This is a genomic window from Thermostichus sp. OS-CIW-33 (assembly GCF_054059615.1).
In genome coordinates this window covers 153,773-173,170 of record NZ_JBSSCH010000005.1, presented here as the reverse complement: position 1 = coordinate 173,170, position 19,398 = coordinate 153,773, and the positions used below count along the sequence as shown (strand labels likewise).

Below are 19,398 nucleotides of genomic sequence, written 5' to 3'. Positions count from 1 at the left end.
AGCTGTATTAGCTGATTTCCTCTCCAGGCGCCAGATTATCCAGCAAAAGTTTTCAGGATTTTGTCTCGAACCCTCCAATACTTTTTGTTGTGAGGGTCTACACGGGATCCCCCTTAGACTAGCCACAGATCATCGGAGTGCGGCAATGGCTACTCAACTGGATGTGGAAGACATTCGAGGGATCCGATCGGTTGCTGAGGTGGCTGGTCTCTTTGCATCTCTGGGGTACGCTCTGGTGGGGCAACCGTTGGATATAGCAGCGCTGGAGCTACCCGCTGATTTTGACAGACCTCGGGCTGCATATTTCCTGGCGGAATATCGACAGCGGTATTTCCGTCAGGTGGTGCTGCTGCTTGAGTTTGAGGTAAAGCCCAGCCCTACAGGTCGCTTCCCTTCGGGGAAGTGGAATTAATGAAAACAAACAAACTATGGCAGCCAGGGAAACTGGCGAAAGTTAGGTGGGCGCTTTTCCAAAAAGGCGCGTTTGCCCTCAGCAGCTTCTTCGGTCATGTAGAACAGCAACGTCGCATCTCCGGCCAGCTCCTGCAGCCCCACCTGCCCATCGCAGTCGGCGTTGAAGGCAGCTTTGAGGCAGCGGATGGCTAAGGGGCTGTGCTGGAGAATTTCTTGCGCCCAGCGGATCCCTTCAGCTTCTAGCTCTTCCACCGGCACCACGGCATTGACCAGACCCATCTCTAGGGCTTGGGCTGCGGTGTATTGGCGGCAGAGGAACCAAATCTCGCGGGCTTTTTTTTGCCCCACCACTCGCGCCAGGTAGGCGGCCCCAAAGCCCCCATCGAAGCTGCCCACCCTAGGGCCGGTTTGCCCAAAGATGGCATTATCGGCGGCAATGGTCAGGTCGCAGATGAGATGCAAAACATGGCCACCCCCAATGGCGTAGCCTGCCACTAGGGCAATCACCACCTTGGGCAAAGAGCGGATGATGCGCTGCAGATCCAGCACATTGAGACGAGGGATCCCGGCCTCATCCAGGTAACCGGCCTCGCCCCGTACGCTTTGATCCCCGCCGGCGCAGAAGGCATACTTCCCATCGGTATGGGGCCCGGCGCCTGTTAAGAGCACTACTCCAATCCTGGGATTCTCTCGCACATCGGCAAACGCATCAATCAGCTCGGCAATGGTCTTGGGGCGGAAGGCGTTGCGCTTGTGGGGACGGTTGATGGTGATCTTGGCAATGCCATCCGTTTTTTCGTAAAGGATGTCTTCGTAGAGCTTGGCCGTCTGCCACATGGTGTCTGGGTGTATCTGCTTGGGATGCCCGGCTGGCTGACGCGGGCGGCATGGGCGGGTTCATTATAGAGGAGCCCTTGGGTGCTGTGAACTGCTACCGCGAACGGCCTGAAAAGGCTGGGTGAAACGGTTGGTCGCTTGGATGAGGGCTTCCACCAATCCTTCCAAAGTATACTCCTGGGCTGCGATGTCCACTCGACCAAATGCAGCCTTGCAGGTTTCGGCGGTTTTGGGGCCGATGGCGGCAATCTGCACCGGTGGATCCCACACCTCTGGGCCCAGCCCTGCCTGCCGGATCAAGTGGGCAAAATGCTGCACCGTCTTGGAGCTGGCAAAGGTGAGGATGTCCACCTGGTGGGCTTTAAGAGCTTCCAGGACCTGGGGATCCGCTGCTGCTGGACAGGCGGACTGATAGGCGGCCACCTCCACCACCTCTGCTCCTCGCTGCCGCAACCCCTGTACCAGCTCCTCCCGCCCTCCTGACTCAACGCGGGGAAAGAGGATGCGCTGCCCCTGCACTGGCTGCGGCCAAATGGGTAGCAGGGCTTCGGCCACAAACTCGGAGGGCATCAGATCCGGGCGAATGCCGTACTGGGCCAGCACGGAAGCGGTTTTGGATCCCACCACCGCCACTTGCAGGGAGTGGAGTGCTCGGCTATCTCGCCCCTGCCGCTGCAGCCGCTCAAAGAAAGCCTGCACTCCATTGGCAGAGGTCAGCAGCAGCCAGTCGAATTGTTCCAGGTTGGCAATGGCTGTATCCAAGGGATCCCAGCTCGTGGGCGGCTGGATCACCAGGGTCGGCATCTCCAGCACCCGCGCCCCCTGGGCCTGCAGCAACTCACAAAAAGCTGGCGATTGCCCCTCAGAACGGGTAACCAGCACCGTCTTGCCTGCCAGGGGAGCCGGCGGAGGCAAAGGAGGGATCCCCGGCAAAAAGTCCTGCCGCAACCGGATCACCTCCCCGACCACCAGCAGACCCGGCAACTTCGCCTGACCCGCCTCCTGCTGCAGCTCCGCCAAGGTGCCTACCCACACCTGTTGCTCTGCCTGCCCCGCTCCCCAGATCACAGCCACCGGTCGGTCTGCCGGGATCCCAGACTCCACCAGCCGTGCGCCAATGTGCTGTCGCTGCCGGGATCCCATCAAAATCACCAAAGTATCCAACTGGGCCAGGGCGCCCCAGGGCAAGGCCTCTAGATCGTGGGCAGTCAGCACGGCAAAAACGCGGCTTAAGTGCTTATCGGTCAGGGGGATCCCTGCCCAGAGGGGGCCAGCCAGGGCCGACGACAACCCCGGCCAAATCTCAAAGGGACAGCCCGCCTCCCTGAGGGCTTGGATCTCCTCGCGAGCGCGGCCAAAGATCAAGGGATCCCCTGACTTGAGGTGAACCACCTGTTTGCCTTCTCGGCAGCGCTGGATGAGCCAGTGGATGCCCTCCTGGAGGCTTCCTGGCCCAGAGCGTCGCCACACCTGCGCCTGCGGCGGCAACTCTGCCAACAAGCGCTCATCCACCAGCTCGTCGATCCAGATAGCCTCAGCCTGCCGTAGGATCTCCAGTGCTCCCTGCGTCAGGCCCGCCCGCCCGCCCAGCCCTGCCCCCACTAGATACACCTTGCCCATGCCCTACCCCTTGGAATGTCGATCTTGCCCCTTGTAAGAAGGGGATCCCGCTTGCTTTGCAAATATAAATCGAAGACGCCTCCCAACAGCTCCTCTTCCAAGGGGTGGCCAGCCTGAGGAAAAACTGGTCTACTTGCGAGATACTGAAAGCGTGGCCGCCTGAGGATCCCTGCCTATGTCCGGTGTAACTCCAGAGCCTTGGCCGCGGCGGCGTTTTTTGGCCAGTGGAGCTGCTCTGCTAGCAGTAGGAGCGGGCTCCCGCCCCTCTTCGGCCAGATCCCGGCCCTTGCGACTGGTCACCAACTGGTACGCCCAGGCCGAACACGGCGGCTTTTACCAAGCCCTGGCCACCGGCATCTACGCCGACTACGGTCTGCAGGTGGAAATCCGCATGGGGGGAACGGCGGTTAACGTGCTGCAACTGCTAGCCGGGGGAGCGGCAGATTTTGTGCTCGGCGGCAGCCCCGACGCTCTGGCGGCTCTGCAAGCTGGGATCCCTGTTCTCACCGTGGCCGCCTTTTTCCAGAAGGATCCCCAGTGTCTCTTGGCCCATCCAGGGGTGGGCATCGAGCGCCTGGAAGACCTGCGGGGCAAGCCCATCTGGGTGTCACCGGGGGCCAACCTCACCTACTGGCCTTTTTTGCGGGCCAAATTTGGCTTTACCGACGAGCAGAAGCGCCCCTACAACCTCAGCCTCACGCCCTTCTTGCTGGACAAGTCTTCTGCCCAGCAGGGCTATGTGACCTCCGAGCCCTTCCGCGTGCGCCAGGAGGGGGGCTTTGATCCCGTCGTTTTTCTGCTGGCCGACTACGGCTATTCCCCCTACGCCACCACCCTGGAGACCACCCGCCCCTTTGCCGAACAGCACCCGGAGCAGGTGCGAAAATTTGTAGCTGCCTCCATCCAGGGCTGGCAGAGCTACCTAGAGGATCCCCGCCCCGGCAATCGCCTCATCCGCCAAGACAACCCCAACATGAGCGAGGCCCTCCTGGCCTACGCCCACCAAGCCCTAAAAGACTACGGCCTTCTCACCAGTGGAGATGCCGCCACGCTGGGGATCGGTGCCATGACCCACCAGCGCTGGCAAACCTACTTTCAGGAGATGGTGGCCCTGGGGATCGGCGCAGCGGGTCTGGAGGTTCGCCAAGCCTATACCCTCGACTTCCTCCCCGGCCCCACTGCCTAAGGGATCCCCACTTCCATCGCCGCCAAACTGTGCAAAAGCGGGGATCCCTGCATCCCCAGCTCATGGCGCCGGTGCATTTGGTTTGTCAGCAAGTAGGCCAAAGGTGGGTGGCCGCTCAGCCGTTGGCGGGGGTGGGGCAGATGGTCGTTGCCGAACTGGTGGCGGTACTCCTCCGAGTCGATAAAGGCATTGACCATGGCCTGCAAGCCCTGGTGCACCAAAATGTCGTGGTAGGCGGCCACCTCCTCCTTGCTGGCCGGGGCCCGTCCCAAAAAGTGCTTGAAGCCCTGCTCCACACAGCGGGTGTTGCAGCCGGCACTGAAAAACAGCCGCTGATAAAGACGGGATCCCCCGATTTGACGAACCAAACGTTTGATCCCAATCCGCCCGCGGAGAAAGTCCTGCTCGATTTTCTCCAGTTCTCCCGCTTTCTCGTGCTGGTAGGGCTGGCGTTCCAAAAGCTGCTGATAGGCGGCCCGCAACAGGTTTTGCAACGTTTGCGGATCCTGCCGGCGCTGGCGCGATTCCATAACCCTAGCTCCCAATCGACGAAGCCAACAAAAACAGAAAAGATCGATTTACAGACAAAATGGGGGACTACTTTAAAGAAATTATGAAGGGAATAGCAAATGGCTCGATACGCTTTTACGGCGGACTTCAGCACATCCCTCTGCAACAAAACTGCCAACAAAAGACTATGAAGAGCCTACTTGAGATTTACCTTGACGATAGAACAACCGACGTAGATCCGCGATAAATATTTACAAAAGGATTGTCGTTGGCTCTGATTTACGTGATTTCACTTTGTGGCTTTCTGGGCGATAAAAAGATTCCGTGTTTATCCGTAGTTAAGGATTATGACATTTTCATCCAAGATGACCTCATCCAAATCCAAAATAAAGTAAAGAATATAGCCTTCCCCAGAGTTGCTTGTGCGGGACTCATCATCTGAGGTGACCTACATTTAACTTTAATCGACTGGGAAATCAGGTGTTGCCGTAGACCTGCAGAAGGACTGCAGGGAAGGGAGTTAATTGTTGTGATTTGTTTGCGTTGCTTTTGCAGTAGATCTTGCCCGCCGGGGTTTCTTGCCTGCCCTTAGCGTTTGGATCCCATCTATGGTTAAACAAATCCGGCTAGAGCCTTTATCTCGCGTCTCAGAGGTCGATACCTACAGCAATCTTCTGTCGGCTATTTTGTCGGAGGAGCTGCATGTCTCGCGGGAATGTAACGGTCGCGGCCTCTGCGCCACCTGTCATGTTTACGTCAAAGAGGGAATGGAAAGCCTCACTCCCATCACCCCCCGCGAGGCCAAGACTCTGGAGACCATTACCAGCGCCCGCAGCAATTCCCGGCTGGCCTGCCAGGCCAGGGTGGTTTCCGATGGCGTGGTGGTGGAGCTGCCGCCGGGAATGTACGTGAACTCTCTGAAAGATATCGAAGTGCTCATCGGTCGGCGGGCCGAACAAGACCTGCTGCACCCACGGACGGGGAAGGTTTTGGTGGAGCAGGGCAAGATCATCACTCGCTCTACTGTTAAGCAGCTAGAAAATGAAGATTTCCGCATCATCGGCAGTACACTTGCCCAAACTCGGGAAGTTTGATGGATTGTCGATGTTCAGGGATCCCTTGGGCTCAGCGGGCATTGTCTTATAGACAATCAACCAAGGATTGAACAATGTTGGATCCCTCAGATAGCTGACCAAGTTTATCGAATGCTTAGCCATTCATTTTGTTGACTCATTGGCATTGTCTGGCCCAGTTGATCCCTACAAATCCCACCAAATCCTGTTGCTTTGCAATCTAGAATTATCCATTTTTTATCAGGAGAGCGCCATGGCCACCACATCTCGACCGGATCCCCGTCCTGCAGTCACCCTGCCTGTGGGCCGCGACAAGCATGCCCACTACAGTTACCGCGATTTCTTCCGCTTCAACCGAGATCAGGGCACGATCATCGACTGGAACAACACGCAAAATCTCCTGCTCAGCGAAGACTTTATTGTGGGCTTGCAAACAGGCCTGGAACGGGAAGTGGGAGATGCTTCGGCGGCGGTGATGTACACCATTGGCAGAGATTGGGGCATCCGCGATGCCAAGCACTTCTCCGAGTGGTACGAGCGGGAGTATGGGATTGGCGTAAAACAGTCCAACCTTTTGTTTTTGCTGGAGACTTGGTGGTGGCCTTTTACGGCTCAGGGCTGGGGCAAGTGGGAGGTGGAAACCGAATCCAAACAAAAAGGCTTCCTGTTTATCAACTTGTTTGACTCGATGGTGGCTCGCACCCTAGGGGATGTGGGCAAGCCGGTTTGCCATCTCTATGCCGGTTTGTTTGCCGGATTTTTCACCGCCATGACCTCGCGAGAACTGGGCTGCATTGAGATCCAGTGCTACGCCATGGGGGAAACCTACTGCAAATTCCTGTTGGGCGGGAAAGAACGCATTGATGCCGCCAATTTTTGGATCACCGAAGGGGCCAGCGCCCGCGAGATCGAGCAGCGTTTGCACCAGTTGTGAGGCTTGCTTGTGGCTTTTGAAGGCTCTCTGGGATCCCTCGACACTTTGGAGAAACGCCCATGGTCACCTTCAACTTAGACACCGATCTGGACTTAACCCAGCCGCTGGCGGTCTTCTTGCAGGGGTTGAACTGGGATAATCGACCCCCGGCCAAGGCTCCCTTTGCTCAAGAGCCGCCGCCGCAGTCCCCCATGCTCTTTGCCCAGTCGGTGGGCCAGTTTTTTGCCGGCTTCAATTGGTCGGGCATCCGCCCATGGGTGGAGCCGGTGCCGGAATTGCCAGCGGAGGATCCCTTTACCCTTGAGGATTTTGCCGCCTTGTTTGGCGGAGCTTTGCTCTAGCTCTGGTTTGTTCAGGGCTCTCAGTTGTGCTCTCTCGATCCGTGCTCTAAGGAGACTTCACCCATGGATGACCTTCACTCTTGGCCGGAGCGCATTGCCGAGCGAGAAGGGGGTTACCTAACACCCGACGATCTGCAAGACCTGATTCGTTACTCGCTCTCTTTTGAAGAACGGCTGGAGCTCTACCAAGTCTTACAACAGCAAGAGCTGACCTGGATCCAAAAGGTTTTGCAACAGCAGGGGCCAACCCCCGTCGCGACAGCGTTGCCCAGCAGCAATCCCGCCAGAGAGGGGGCAGAACCTTCTCTAACCCCGGCTCAGCGCCTCTTGGCTCGTCAATTGGCCTTTTGTTTGCGCTCCCTGGGCCTGAGTCTGTTGCTGGGGGATCCCACCCCTGTGCAGCAGGTAACTCTTGGTGCGATGGAACAGTACCTAGGGTTGCCGCAAGCGCTCGCTCAGCTACGGGCAGTGGTTCAGGGATCCCTGCCGGCGGATCAGCAGGGTTTGCTTGCCCCCTACTGGCAAGAGCTACAAGCTGTCTGCACCACTTCTCAGGCCCAGTTCCCTTCCCCCTCTTCTTCTAGGTCTGAGGCCGAGGTTGACCTGCCCACAGTTCCGCCGGAGAGGGCTCTCACCTTGGCGGAAATGTTTGTGTGAAGCCCACTGAAGGAGGCTCTATCTATGAATTCAAGGGTTGCCGAGCTGATGCACCAAAGTGAGGGCCGCTATCTGCGCCCAGATGAGTTGAAAACTCTACACGCCTACGTGGAAGGGATCCCGAAGCGGGTCCGCCTTTACCAGGTTCTGCAGGCCAAAGAACAAGAGCTGCTGGATCGGGTGATGGAGAAGTTTCAGCCGATGATGCCGAATTTAATCCGCCAGCATGGTCACCTGGCCTGGGAGCGCTGCCGCCGGGATCTGAGCATGGTGTGGCGCTACTGCTGCATGGCTATGCTGCTCAACGACGAAGACTACCTGAGGGATAAATTGCTCTACTGGCTGGAGACGATCCTGAAATCGTTCAAGATGCGCGACCAATGCCAGCCTGCCTACAAGTTAATGCTCGACTCCCTGACCTACATCTTTGGGGCAGAAGAGAGCGAGATGATCCGTCCTTATCTGCTTTTGGCCAAATCCATGCTGGTTAACTAGGTCCATTCGCCCTCAATGGATTCCCTAGTTTTGCCAATCCACCGGACATTCATCCCTTCACTCCAAAAGGCCAAGTTCCAGCCGCCCTCAAATCCGTCCATCCCCCTGTGAGATAGCCATGACTACCCTGCAAGAGATTCTGCAAGACCAGATCTTGCCTGGGCACTGCTTTAGCCCTGCCTACTACATCCGCCCTGACATCCACACCGGACTGCTGTACAGCCGCGGAGGATACCGCTTGGCGGCCTTTCCCATGCCCCTGCTGGAAGCTCTCTACTCCGGCCTGCGCTACGAAACCGGCCAAGCCACCCGCGTCATTCTCTACAACTGTGGCCGCGATTGGGGAGAGGCGTTTTTCCGCCGTATTGAAGACGAGCTTTCCGGCTACTACCAGCAGCCGCTGCAGGAATTGCCGATGGGGATCTTCCTGGATGCCCTCAGCGACCTCTGGGCCACCCACGGTTGGGGACGCCTGGAGCTGGACTTTTCCGCTGCTGACCACGGCTTGGTTCAAGCCGGGATCCGCCATTCCGGGTTTGCCCTGGCCGCTCGCGCCAGCTTCAACCTGGAGGAAGCTTCTACACGGCAAGAGCCTGCCGGATACCTAGAGGCGGGAATGCTGGCCAGCCTCTTCTCATTGCTTTCGGGGCGGGATCTCATCTGCGTGCAGACTACCTGCGAATCCCTAGGGGCCGACCTCAACCGCTTCCTCATCGGTACGGCCCAGCGGCTGCACCACTGCGAGGAGTGGGTGCGCAAGGGCCTCTCCCACGAGGAGATTTTGGATCGGCTCACGGCCAGTCCCTAGAAAGGGATCCCTGGCCAGAGCTGTTTTCAGGGGCTCGCTAGGGCAGGTAGGGCTGAAAATCTTGGGTGACCGTCAGAGTCAAGTTGGCATTGGCGTCGATCACCGCCACTTCCGGTGCCGTCACATTGCCGATGACAGCCCCTGCCGCCGCTCCGCCCAGCACTTTCTCCGTCGAGATCACCCGGTCGCCGAAGAGGCCCCCCAAAATCGCTCCTGCGGCTGCCCCGATCAAGGCATCTTGCACAATCGCTTCCCCGGAAGTGTGGCGGGGATCCTTGCGCAGCGGGATAACCTGGCTCTGGGCATAGAGGGGGTAGGATTGGCCGTTGAAAATCAGGGCCCGCGAGACAAACTGGGTGCCGCCGCTCACCGGCTGAAATTGGCCTTCCAAAACGGCCCCCGCCGGGACGACCATGTTGCCGTAGATGTCCCGCAGAGGGGTATCCAAGCTAAGGCTGACGGCGCGGGTTTCCCCAGGGGCAATCAAGAGGGTTTCTGGGGAGCGATGCACCGCCTGGATCAGATCCCCAGAGCGCAATAGCAACGTGGTTTGCAGTTGAAAGGGCTGGCCAGGTTGCAGGGGTTGAGGGCCAGGGGGAAGGGGGCGAGGATTCACAGGACGCCATCCCTCACCGGCAGGCGGTGGTGGCAAGGGCCCCATTTGGGCCAAAACTGGGGCGGCCATCTGCGCTGAGAGCAATCCGCCAAGCAGAGGAGCCAACAGGCGGCTGGCTGGGTTGGTCATGGTCTTACCCCCATTCATTATTCCTACGTTAGCTGCAAACCGGCCAAAGTCGGGAACAAAAGCTTTCCTGGCCTCACTATCGTGATCAAAGCCAACTGAATGGGAGATGGGCTACCTTGGGTGAGCAGATTCGGCTGCTCTTCGCTCCAGATGGAAGTACGGCAAAGCGCCAGGGTTGCCCACTCTGGGATCCCTGCTGTCCATGTTAGATTAGGCCCTAGGTTTCTCCCCCTGCGTGGGGCCGAAGTCTTGCAGCATCCCAACCCTCTTCTTGTAGCTATGAAGCGCAGAACATCCATGCCGGGCCAGCCCTCTCCCGTGTCAGAAGCTTCCGCCCAACCTGCTCAATCCTCTTTCCAGCCTTTTGCCATCTCCACTTGGAAGTCTCTTCTCTCGTCAGTGCTGCTGGTGCTGCTGGGCATTGGGCTGGGAGCAGCTCTGGTGGGGGGCAAGGGGGTATCTGCCCAGACGACGGCAACCCCGCCCCAACTGAACCTGAATTTCATCGCCGATGTGGCGCAAAAGGTGGGGCCGGCGGTGGTTCGCATTGATTCGGAGCGGACGGTGCGCGCCCCTGCGCCTTTTCCTGAGGAGTTTTTCAGCGATCCCTTTTTCCGGGATTTCTTTGGCCAAGCGATCCCTTCCATCCCTCGGCAGCGGCGACAGCAGGGAACCGGCTCTGGGTTCATCATCAGCCCAGACGGCCAGATCATCACCAATGCCCATGTGGTCGAGGGATCCGACAAGGTAACGGTGACGCTCAAGGATACCCGCAGCTTTGATGGGCAGGTAATCGGTTCGGATCCGGTTACGGACATCGCCGTGGTGAAGATCAACGCCCAGAACCTGCCGACCGTGAAGCTGGGGCGCTCGGAAACCCTGGAGCCGGGCCAGTGGGCCATTGCCATCGGCAACCCCCTGGGTTTGGATAACACCGTTACGGCTGGGATCATCAGCGCTTTGGGCCGTTCCAGCGGGGAGATTCGGGTGCCTGACAAGCGGGTATCTTTTATCCAAACGGATGCGGCCATTAACCCCGGCAACTCCGGCGGCCCGCTGCTCAACGCTCAAGGGGAGGTGATCGGGGTGAACACCGCCATCATCCAGGGAGCGCAAGGGTTGGGCTTCGCCATCCCCATTGAGACGGCCCAGCGGGTGGCCAATCAGTTGATCACTCGCGGCAAGGTGGATCACCCCTACCTGGGCATCCGCATGCTCACGCTGACTCCAGAGCTGAAGGAGCGCCTCAACCAGGATCCCAATAGCCGCATTTTGATAACGGTGGATCAGGGTGTACTGATTGGCGAAGTCATCCAGGGATCCCCAGCGGAACGGGCAGGGCTGCGGTCTGGGGATGTCATTCTCTCCATCAATGGTCGTGCCGTAACCACAGCCGATCAGGTGCAACAGGAGGTGGAGCGCACTGAGGTGGGCAGCACCCTGGAGCTGGAGATCGAGCGAGCCGGGCGGCGACAGAAGATCCGGGCGGTAACGGGCTCTTTCCCGGTTCCGAGCGGAGGCTGATTGGGCATGGTTGACCGCCCCTCAAGTATCAACCAGACCCCAGCGACACAGCAGGGTTGTTGTCAATGGGGGTGAACTTCCCTCTTCCCCTGGGAGAGGGGCTGGGGCGGTGCTGATCGCGCCAGCGGGACGGAGTCCTATCGCGCCAGCGGGACGGAGTCCTATCGCGCCAGCGGGACGGAGTCCTATCGCGCCAGCGGGACGGAGTCCTATCGCGCCAGCGGGACGGAGTCCTTACACTTGGGCTATTTCAAACCAACTTGCAGTGACCGTACTGGCGATCTCTACGGTTGGTTCTTGCAGTTACGGCTCAGGGAAAATAATGGTTTAATGGTGACTTAACAGTCGAAACTTCCTGGCCCAGGCCGGAACGCTCTCGGCAGGGCCTCTTGTCATTAGCCTGGGATCCCTTCTCCCCTTGCCTATGCTGAAAACCACTCGTCGCTTGGCTTTGCTGGCCCTGTCGGGGCTGGCAGCTCTTGTTCTCACTCCCCATCGCGCCAGCGGGACGGAGTCCTTAGGGGGCCTCGCCAAGCCCATTACCGTCGGCTCCAAGGACTTTACCGAGCAGTTTATTTTGGGGGAAATGTACGCCTTAGCCCTGGAGGCGGCAGGGTTCACGGTGGAGCGCAAGCTCAACCTGGGCGGAACACCGGTAGCCCATGCGGGCTTGTTGAGCGGCGAGATCGATCTCTACCCCGAGTACACCGGCACTGGCCTGCTGACAGTGCTCAAGTTGCCCAGCAGCGGCGACCCGGCAGAGGTGTACGCGACGGTGGCCCGCGAGTACGAGAGCCAGTTCCAACTGATTTGGCTGGATCCCGCCCCCCTGAACAACACCCAGGCCCTGGCCATGACCCGCGCCAGAGCGGCTGAGCTGGGCATTGCCACCATCTCGGACATGGTGGCCAAAGCGGGCGAGCTGGTGATGATCGGGCCGCCGGAGTTTCAAGCCCGCGAGGATGGCCTACCTGGGATCCAAGCCGTCTACGGTAATTTCCGGCTCAAGGCCTACAAAGCAGTGGATCCCGGCCTCCGCTACCAGGGCTTGGTCAATGGGGAAGCGGATGTGGCAGTGGCCTTCGGCACCGATGGAGAAATTGCCGCCTTTGACCTGGTGCTGCTGGAGGATGACAAGCAGCTTTTCCCCCCCTACCAGGTGGCGCCGGTGGTGCGCAAGGACACCCTAGAGGCCAACCCCGGCATTGCCGCTGCCTTAAATGCCCTTTCCCCCCTGCTGACGGACGAGGTGATGCAGCGGTTGAACTACGAGGTGAGCGGCAACCGCAAGGAGCCGGCGGAGGTGGCCAGAACTTTCTTGGTGGAAGCCGGCATTCTCAAGAAATAACCTTGCCTGTTGCATGAGACCCTGAGGTGAGCACCGTCGAGTTCGAGCGGGTATCGCTGCGCTTTCCCCACAGTTCCCAGCCGGCTGTGGACGAGTGCAGTTTTTCCATAGAATCGGGCCAGTTGGTGGTCATCCTGGGGCCTTCTGGCTGCGGCAAAACCACCCTTCTGAAAATGGTGAATCGCTTGCTGGATCCCACCCAGGGGCAGATTCGCTTGGACGGGCGGGATATCCGCCAGTTTCCCATCACGGCTCTGCGGCAGCGGATCGGCTATGTTATCCAGCAATCGGGGCTGTTTCCCCACATGACGGTGGCCCAGAATGTGGCGGTAGTGCCGCGACTTTTGGGGTGGCCGAAGGAGCGCATCCGCGAGCGGGTGGACGAGCTGCTCAGCTTGGTTAATTTGCCCCCCCACGAGTACCGCCACCGCTACCCTGCCCAACTGTCGGGTGGACAACAACAGCGGGTCGGTCTGGCTCGGGCCCTGGCCGGGGATCCAGGGCTGCTGCTGATGGACGAGCCTTTTGGGGCCATCGATGCCATTACCCGCAGCAAGCTGCAAGATGAGATCCTGCGCCTGCAACGGCAATTGAAAAAAACCATCCTGTTCGTCTCCCACGATGTGGAAGAGGCGCTGCGCCTGGCGGATCGCATTTTGGTGATGCAGAAGGGGCGGGTGGTGCAGTTCGACACTCCCTTTCGGCTGCTCACCCAGCCGGCTACTCCCTTTGTCAGGGAACTGCTGGGGGCAGATGACATGGTACGGCAGTTGAGTGTGCTGCGGGTGGAAACGGCGATGGCCGGGATCCCGCACAACCACAAAATCCAAGAGGGAGCGATGGTGAGGCCCCAGGCCACTTTGCGGCAAGCCTTGTCCCTGCTGTTGCGCACAGGGGCGGCAGCCCTGACGGTGTGGGAGGACGGGCGGGCCATCGGCGTTTTGACCTTGGATCACATTCGCAGCTTGGCCATGCTGGAGGGGGGATCCGCGTGAGCTATCTCCTCAACCACCCCGGCCTGATGTGGCAGCTCACCCAAGAGCATCTGGCGATGGTGGGGATGACCTTGGGCATGGCGGTGGTGCTGGCGGTGCCGCTGGCTCTGCTGGTTCACCACGTGCGCTGGTTGGCCCTGCCGGTCATGGGGATCCTCAGCATCCTGTACACAGTGCCCAGCCTGGCTTTGATCATTTTGTTGGTGCCCTGGCTTGGCCTCAATGCCCGCTCGGTGGTGGTGGCGATGGTGATCTACACGCAGGTGATCTTGGTGCGCCATTTTTGCGTGGGCCTGCGCTCGGTCGAGCCTGCCATCCTGGAAGCTGCCAAGGGCATGGGGATGAACCTCTGGCAACGGTGGTGGCAGGTGCAGGTGCCGCTCATGCTGCCCATTGTTTTGGCAGGGCTGCGGCTGGCGGCAATTGTGGCCATTGCCATTGCCACCGTGGGCGCCAAGTTTGGGGCAGGGGGACTGGGAACCCTGCTGTTCGATGGCATTGCCCAGGCCGGTCGCTACGACAAGATCTGGGCCGGATCCCTGGCGGTGGGATCCCTGGCCTTGCTGGTGAACACAGCCTTGCTCAGCCTGGAATGGGCGGCCCGTCGTGGCTGAGGGGGTAGACTTAAGGACTCCGTCCCGCTGGCGCGATCGGGCAGGTTTATCCTCTAGTTGTGTGGGGCGAAACTGGGTGTAGCATGGGTGAGCAACCAGGGACTCCGTCCCGCTGGCGTGAGCGGGTGAGAGATTGGTCATCCCGCGCCGATTGGGAGCTGATGGAAGCGCTCAAGGCGGGGCAACCTGCTGCTCTGGCTGCGCTCTACGATCGCTATGCCGGCTTGGTCTATGGGCTGGCCTTCAAGATCCTGGGCCACGTGGCCGAGGCAGAAGACCTGACTCAGGAGGTGTTTGTCGAGCTGTGGCGCAAGGTTGGCTGTGATCCAAGGACTCCGTCCGAGTCGCGCGAGCGGCGGGGATCCCTGAGCAGTTTTTTGTGCATCCTGACCCGCTCGCGGGCCATTGACCGTCTGCGTTCTCAGGGCAGCCACCAACTTCTTTTGAAACGCTGGCAGACCATTCTCAGCGCCGATAGCAAGACTCGGTTCCCTTTTGAGCAGGTTTCCATCGAGGAGCGGCGGCAAGCGGTGCAAGCGGCCCTCAGCCAATTGCCCGAAAACCAACGGCAGATCCTGGAGTTGCTCTATTACCAAGGGTTGAGCCAGGCGGACATTGCTCGCCAATTGGGGATCCCGTTGGGGACGGTTAAGACCCGCTCTCGCCAAGCTCTCTGCAAATTGCGGGGATCCCTGCGCGCCCTTCTGGGTTTCTGCTCGCGTTAGCGGGACCGCGTCCTTTCGCGTCAGCGGGACGGAGTCCTAGGTTTGGAGTTGAGTTCTGGTGTCGGGATGGCCATGTCTGATCGCGTCAGCGGGACGGAGTCCTTTCGCGTCGGCGGGACGGAGTCCTTATCCACCTCGCCCCCTTTAACAGAGGAACGGGAAGAACTGGCCGGCTATCTGCTGGGGGACTTATCTCCTGAACAGGCGAGTGCTCTAGAGGCACGCCTAACCCAAGACCCTCGGCTGGTGGCCGAACTGCAAGCCTTGCAAGAAACCTTGGAATTGTTGCCCTACGGATTGCCAGGAGTACTCCCGCCTGCCAGCTTGCGCGACCAGGTGATGGCAGAGGTGGGGGCTATCGGCTTACGCGAGCAGGAGATGGCAGTCCCCCTTCACTCTCCACTGCCTGCTTTTGGGGTGGGGTGGCGCTGGTTGGGAGGCTTGGTGGCGGCAATTTTGGTTCTGCTCAGCTTGGACAACTGGCGACTGCGGCAAGCTCTGCAACTGGCCCAGCTAGAATCGGTGCGGGCATTATCCCATCTCCTGCAACAGCCGGGATCCCGTCTGGTGCATTTGCAGGGGGAGGCGGGGACGGCCAACGTGCTGTTTCGCCCAGGAGACTGGCAGGAGGTTATCTTGGCCGCACGGGATCTGCCCCAACCGGTGGCGGGGGAGCGCTACTCCCTCTGGCTCAAGCTGGATAATGGCGAGTTCCTCCACTGTGGTGACTTTCAGGTGGATGCTCAAGGCTCTGCTCTGGTGGCCCTACGCCCATCCCGCACGTTGCCGGCAGGTACCCGCGCCCAAGAGCTGGTGATTGCGACCGGTTCCCGCCAACTGCCCGCTCGCGCCAGCGGGACGGAGTCCTTGAAACCCCTTCTGACGGGCAAGGTGTGAGGTGAGAGGAAGGGTTGACCTGCGGAGGTTGGCTGTGCTGGTGGGGGCGCTACTGGCCCTTCTGGCCTTGTGGTGGACGGATCCCACGCCAACAACCCTAAGCCAATACGTTACTTCTTTGCAGGAGCGCACTCCTTCTCAACTCCACAACATTCGCCGAGCCGTCCAAAGCCTGGATGGAGTTTACATCATGCCTGCGACACGCTCACGGGAACAGGCAGAAGTGATTTTTTCCTTCAACCAAGTGGTGGGGCCGCGCAGCCTGGAACGAGGCTATGTGCCCGCGCCGGTGTTTATGGTGGCCGAAACCCTGGATTCGGTTGGGGGAGGAATCTGTCAGGTGTCCTCTAGCCTTTACAATGCCGCTCTGTTGGCAGGGCTGGAGGTGGTGGAGAGGCACCCCCATTACCGGCAGGTAGAGTCGGTGCCCCCTGGCTTAGATGCCACCGTTTGGTACGGCTTGGCCGACCTCAAGCTGCGCAACCCTTTCCCCTGGCCGGTGCGCGTACGAGTTCAGATCCGCGGCCCAAACCTGATTGTGTCCGTGCTGGGACGGGGATCCCGCCACGCCCTGAGGATCCCACCCATCCGTGTAGAGGGGCACCGGCTGGATCCCCAGCATTTGCAGGTGAGCGTGTATCGGGGTAACGAGCGCCTCTCCCAAGATCGCTATGTCGTTGCTCCCTAGCCTCTCATCGCGCCAGCGGGACGGAGTCCTTTTTTCGCCCCATTGGCCCCCTACTTCAGCGTCTCAGGAGCAGCTCCCCAGCAACCTCCACGCAGGGATCCATGTTAATTTCTACACCAACATGGTTAGCGACAGGGTCGGCGACAAGCCTCAAACCCTGATTCTTCCGTTGACCCGGTCGATCCCGCTCTGGGCAAGGGTTTCAGGCCCCTCGGCGGAGAAAAATAAGGGGAAATTGCAGCCGTTCGCGCCAGCGGGACGGAGTCCTTAAACGAGACCCTGTCGATCTAGGCCCCTGGATCCCGCTCTGGGCAAGGGTTATAATCGGCGGGAGTCGCTTCCCTTCGGGGAAGTGGAATTAATGGAAACAATGGAAACAAAAACAACTAAACGGAAACAGACGAAACATAAAGCTGCAGCTCCGCCTGAGCTTCTCGAGCCATCTGTTCCCGGTAGGCCGGGGGAGCGATCACCTCGCCGTTGGGCCGCCAATCCCGCAGGCGCATGGTGAAATTGGTATCTCCCACCCGTACCCAGGCGCGGAAGTACCGGTCGCTGGCTGGTCTTTGCCGGACAATGTTCAAAATCTGTTCGCGCTCCCGCGCATCCGCCACTGCCTGCTGCACCAAAGCCGGGATCCGCTTGTAGGCAATGGGCTGGAAGGTGGGATGTCGCGCTGTGCTCTCCACGTAGCGACGGGCAAACTCTGGGGAAAACCGGAGAATCAACAAAGCCTTGGGCAAGTAAAAATCGGATCCCCAGGCCTCTTCCCATGCCGCCTGGACTTCTTCCGGGCTGGGCAGCTTCCTCTGCCGTTTGCGGGTTGCCAGCTCTGGCGGAATGGAAGGAGCGTCCCAGGGAATCACCGCCAGGCGCTCAGACTGGATCCGATCTAAGCGGAAATTGTGCCAGCCCAGGGATCCCTCGGGGGTGGGGAGCTGGCCAAAGGCTGCCAAATACTTGGCGCGGCGGGCATAGAACAAACAGACTGGGTAAGTGAGAACGTGTCGGATCCCATGTTGGCGGGTGGCGTAGTCAAAACCGATCACCCCCGCTTCTGGGTTGGCCCAAAAGGCTTCCAGCTGGTTTTGATATTCGTCCACCCGTTCTTGCTGTTCGTCCGAGAGGATGTACTCAAACCACACAAACAGCCGCCGCTGCGAGTGCTGATCGCGCCAGCGGGACGGAGTCCTTTGGTTGGCCCAGATTTCATCCAGCAAAACCTGCACATCTGGATGTACAAAGGCCACATCGCTGAGGATGTGATAGATCTGTTCCAGTTGATGGCCCGATAAGGTCAAAGCCGATGAAGATACGGGCAGTTGGGGACGATCCCCCGGCGCACGGCAGCGAAAATTATCTCTCCGCCTAGAGTTGGCCTGAATTTGTTGCAGCCAACCCCGGGCAGCCAGGTAATCCAGCTCTTTGCGCAGGGTGCGATGGGTCTTGTGAAAGGGTTGAGCAGATAGCAGCGCTTCCAGATCCGGAACTTCTGCTTTTAAGGCGGCCAATAGGTTGGGATCCTTCAGCCAAAACCTCAAGGGTTTCCAGCAAATGCAGTCAACATCAGGACAGGGTGAAGGGATCCCTTTTGCCAGATCCTGCTTGGGGTGCCGTGGTGAGAGCAAGCGATCCCAAATGTGGGTATAGCCAAACGTTTCCGGCAGATCCCGCCATCCCTCCTCGCCATACAAGCAATCGAGCAACACCCACAGGCGCACGGCCCGCTCCAGGCGCTCGGCCAACTGACCGCCCGCTAACCAACGCAACACTTCCACCGTCAAAGGCAGCTCAAATCCGCTCATCCGACAGTTCCCTCGGTTCTTAGGTCAACCAGTTGATGGCACTCCAGGCCAGGGGTTTTCTTGGAGCAAGGCGCAAGTGAGAGCCTGACCACTCTGACATGAGTTGGAACCTTCCACTTCCAATCTCTTCCATACTGAAGTCAACCTGTCTCGTCAAATCTGCCCATGGCTGCTGTGGCACTGCATTTGCTTTCCGGCTGTCTGGCCGATCGCGCCAGCGGGACGGAGTCCTTTCGCGCCAGCGGGACGGAGTCCTTGGACCCTCGAAGATCCCATTCTTCGGAACTGTCTTTTCAGGTCATCGAAATTGAGCTGACCCGACCGGATCGCCTGGTTTTTCCAGAGGATTTGGCTCAGCTTCAGCTGCCTGCCGGGATCAATGCCCAGTTGGGGGTGGTTCTGACGGGGCGGGCCCCCATTTGGCTGTATGGCTGGCTGGTGCATGAGTGCCACTTCACCCGTTGGGTGGCCTGTTATGACCCACGCTTGGGCGCGGTGGTGGTCTCCAGCCATACCCCCGAAGTGCGGGTGGGCCAGGTCATCCCCTGGGTGCAGGGAAGGCCGGGCAAGGCCTACGGCCCGCTGACGCGAACAGAATTGGCAGCGGCGGTGATGGTGGTGGGCCCCCCCGACAGTGGCAAAAGCCGTCTTGCCCGCGCCCTCTTCGAAGCTCTGCTGCCGGAGCATCCCGATATTTATCTGCAACGGGCCCATTGGGATGGGGAAGGCAATTGGACTTTAGACTTGCCACCAGAAGAGGCGAAGATCCTCAAGCACCAGTACCGGGGCTCTTTTACCCCCGAATTTTTCAGCTTCCATGCCCAGGCCATTCTGGCTTTGCGCCGGCAAAAGAGTTTGGTGATTGTGGATGTGGGCGGCAAGGTGGATCCGCAAAAGCAGCCGATCCTGGAAGCCTGCTCCCACTACCTGGTGGTCAGCCGGGATCCCGAGGCTATCCCTCTCTGGCACGAGTTTTGTCGAGACCGGGGCAATTTGCGCTGTGTGGCCATCCTGCACACCTCGCCCGGCCCTCCTCAAGTGCTCAAAGACTCACCTGAGTTGGAAATTCGCTGGGATCCCAACTCTCCTCCCCCCGCGGAGCTGCTGCGGGCGGTGCGCCGCCTCATTCACTAGAGCTGCAGGTTCAGAATTGGAGGGGCGGGTCAGCATATATCGCATCCC

At 59.5% G+C, this 19,398-nt stretch carries 21 protein-coding genes; 16 read left to right on the top strand and 5 right to left on the bottom strand.

Features of this window, described 5'->3' with window-relative positions; all coding sequences use genetic code 11:
- Positions 1–145 precede the first annotated feature (145 nt).
- Positions 146–412 carry a hypothetical protein gene (locus ACVWZG_RS05605; protein ID WP_414331890.1) on the top strand — a complete coding sequence of 89 codons (267 nt, stop codon included), beginning with the start codon at positions 146–148 and terminating at the stop codon, positions 410–412.
- Between the two features lie 14 nt (positions 413–426).
- Here the strand turns inward: ACVWZG_RS05605 and menB are convergent, their stop codons facing one another.
- Together menB and cobA are read right to left on the bottom strand one after the other, a co-directional pair.
- On the bottom strand, positions 427–1,251 hold the full coding sequence (gene menB, locus ACVWZG_RS05600; protein ID WP_457405334.1) for a 1,4-dihydroxy-2-naphthoyl-CoA synthase: 825 nt from the start codon (positions 1,249–1,251) through the stop codon (positions 427–429).
- A gap of 63 nt (positions 1,252–1,314) precedes the next feature.
- Positions 1,315–2,871: a uroporphyrinogen-III C-methyltransferase gene (gene cobA / locus ACVWZG_RS05595; protein WP_457405333.1), complete on the bottom strand. Its 1,557-nt coding sequence runs from the start codon at positions 2,869–2,871 to the stop codon at positions 1,315–1,317.
- A gap of 175 nt (positions 2,872–3,046) precedes the next feature.
- Here cobA and ACVWZG_RS05590 point away from each other — a divergent pair, with 175 nt between their 5' ends.
- Entirely contained in the window at positions 3,047–4,057 is a 1,011-nt protein-coding gene (locus ACVWZG_RS05590; protein WP_414344061.1) for an ABC transporter substrate-binding protein, read from the top strand.
- Here the strand turns inward: ACVWZG_RS05590 and ACVWZG_RS05585 are convergent.
- Positions 4,054–4,587 carry a phycobilisome rod-core linker polypeptide gene (locus ACVWZG_RS05585; protein WP_457405331.1) on the bottom strand — a complete coding sequence of 178 codons (534 nt, stop codon included), beginning with the start codon at positions 4,585–4,587 and terminating at the stop codon, positions 4,054–4,056. The genes ACVWZG_RS05590 and ACVWZG_RS05585 overlap by 4 nt on opposite strands.
- A 588-nt stretch (positions 4,588–5,175) precedes the next feature.
- Between ACVWZG_RS05585 and ACVWZG_RS05580 the strand changes: the two genes are divergently transcribed.
- The 6 genes from ACVWZG_RS05580 to ACVWZG_RS05555 all read left to right on the top strand — a co-directional run bounded on the left by ACVWZG_RS05580 (position 5,176) and on the right by ACVWZG_RS05555 (position 8,875).
- Positions 5,176–5,661 (top strand): 2Fe-2S iron-sulfur cluster-binding protein, encoded by a 486-nt coding sequence (locus ACVWZG_RS05580; RefSeq protein ID WP_457405329.1) that lies wholly within the window; start codon positions 5,176–5,178, stop codon positions 5,659–5,661.
- Between the two features lie 232 nt (positions 5,662–5,893).
- The gene (locus tag ACVWZG_RS05575; protein WP_457405327.1) at positions 5,894–6,574 is read left to right on the top strand and encodes a V4R domain-containing protein; all 681 of its coding nucleotides are present in this window, start codon (positions 5,894–5,896) and stop codon (positions 6,572–6,574) included.
- 59 nt (positions 6,575–6,633) lie between these two features.
- Positions 6,634–6,915 (top strand): hypothetical protein, encoded by a 282-nt coding sequence (locus ACVWZG_RS05570; protein ID WP_457405325.1) that lies wholly within the window; start codon positions 6,634–6,636, stop codon positions 6,913–6,915.
- 63 nt (positions 6,916–6,978) lie between these two features.
- Positions 6,979–7,572 (top strand): hypothetical protein, encoded by a 594-nt coding sequence (locus ACVWZG_RS05565; protein ID WP_457405324.1) that lies wholly within the window; start codon positions 6,979–6,981, stop codon positions 7,570–7,572.
- Positions 7,573–7,596: 24 nt separating this feature from the next.
- Entirely contained in the window at positions 7,597–8,067 is a 471-nt protein-coding gene (locus ACVWZG_RS05560; RefSeq protein WP_011432225.1) for a globin family protein, read from the top strand.
- Positions 8,068–8,185: 118 nt separating this feature from the next.
- Positions 8,186–8,875 (top strand): V4R domain-containing protein, encoded by a 690-nt coding sequence (locus ACVWZG_RS05555; RefSeq protein WP_457405323.1) that lies wholly within the window; start codon positions 8,186–8,188, stop codon positions 8,873–8,875.
- Positions 8,876–8,912: 37 nt separating this feature from the next.
- Here ACVWZG_RS05555 and ACVWZG_RS05550 read toward each other — a convergent pair whose 3' ends face one another.
- Positions 8,913–9,620 (bottom strand): hypothetical protein, encoded by a 708-nt coding sequence (locus tag ACVWZG_RS05550; RefSeq protein ID WP_011432227.1) that lies wholly within the window; start codon positions 9,618–9,620, stop codon positions 8,913–8,915.
- A gap of 279 nt (positions 9,621–9,899) precedes the next feature.
- Here ACVWZG_RS05550 and ACVWZG_RS05545 point away from each other — a divergent pair, with 279 nt between their 5' ends.
- The 7 genes from ACVWZG_RS05545 to ACVWZG_RS05515 all read left to right on the top strand — a co-directional run bounded on the left by ACVWZG_RS05545 (position 9,900) and on the right by ACVWZG_RS05515 (position 16,411).
- Positions 9,900–11,144, top strand: a complete 1,245-nt coding sequence (locus ACVWZG_RS05545) for an HhoA/HhoB/HtrA family serine endopeptidase (RefSeq protein WP_457405321.1) — start codon at positions 9,900–9,902, stop codon at positions 11,142–11,144.
- A 424-nt stretch (positions 11,145–11,568) separates the two neighbouring features.
- Entirely contained in the window at positions 11,569–12,492 is a 924-nt protein-coding gene (locus ACVWZG_RS05540) for a glycine betaine ABC transporter substrate-binding protein (protein ID WP_011432229.1), read from the top strand.
- Between the two features lie 26 nt (positions 12,493–12,518).
- Positions 12,519–13,487, top strand: coding sequence for an ABC transporter ATP-binding protein (locus tag ACVWZG_RS05535; RefSeq protein WP_457405319.1), 969 nt, complete (start codon positions 12,519–12,521; stop codon positions 13,485–13,487).
- Entirely contained in the window at positions 13,484–14,101 is a 618-nt protein-coding gene (locus tag ACVWZG_RS05530; RefSeq protein WP_414344038.1) for an ABC transporter permease, read from the top strand. The genes ACVWZG_RS05535 and ACVWZG_RS05530 overlap by 4 nt, the downstream gene beginning before the upstream one ends.
- An 83-nt stretch (positions 14,102–14,184) precedes the next feature.
- Positions 14,185–14,826 carry a sigma-70 family RNA polymerase sigma factor gene (locus tag ACVWZG_RS05525; protein ID WP_457388306.1) on the top strand — a complete coding sequence of 214 codons (642 nt, stop codon included), beginning with the start codon at positions 14,185–14,187 and terminating at the stop codon, positions 14,824–14,826.
- 66 nt (positions 14,827–14,892) lie between these two features.
- Positions 14,893–15,723 (top strand): anti-sigma factor domain-containing protein, encoded by an 831-nt coding sequence (locus tag ACVWZG_RS05520; protein WP_457415287.1) that lies wholly within the window; start codon positions 14,893–14,895, stop codon positions 15,721–15,723.
- Between the two features lies 1 nt (position 15,724).
- The gene (locus ACVWZG_RS05515; RefSeq protein ID WP_457393578.1) at positions 15,725–16,411 is read left to right on the top strand and encodes a VanW family protein; all 687 of its coding nucleotides are present in this window, start codon (positions 15,725–15,727) and stop codon (positions 16,409–16,411) included.
- Positions 16,412–16,797: 386 nt separating this feature from the next.
- Here ACVWZG_RS05515 and ACVWZG_RS05510 read toward each other — a convergent pair whose 3' ends face one another.
- On the bottom strand, positions 16,798–18,216 hold the full coding sequence (locus tag ACVWZG_RS05510) for a TIGR03985 family CRISPR-associated protein (RefSeq protein ID WP_457405315.1): 1,419 nt from the start codon (positions 18,214–18,216) through the stop codon (positions 16,798–16,800).
- Between the two features lie 165 nt (positions 18,217–18,381).
- Here ACVWZG_RS05510 and crn3 point away from each other — a divergent pair, with 165 nt between their 5' ends.
- Positions 18,382–19,350, top strand: coding sequence for a CRISPR-associated ring nuclease Crn3/Csx3 (crn3, locus tag ACVWZG_RS05505; RefSeq protein ID WP_457405314.1), 969 nt, complete (start codon positions 18,382–18,384; stop codon positions 19,348–19,350).
- The last annotated feature ends 48 nt before the right edge of the window (positions 19,351–19,398 follow it).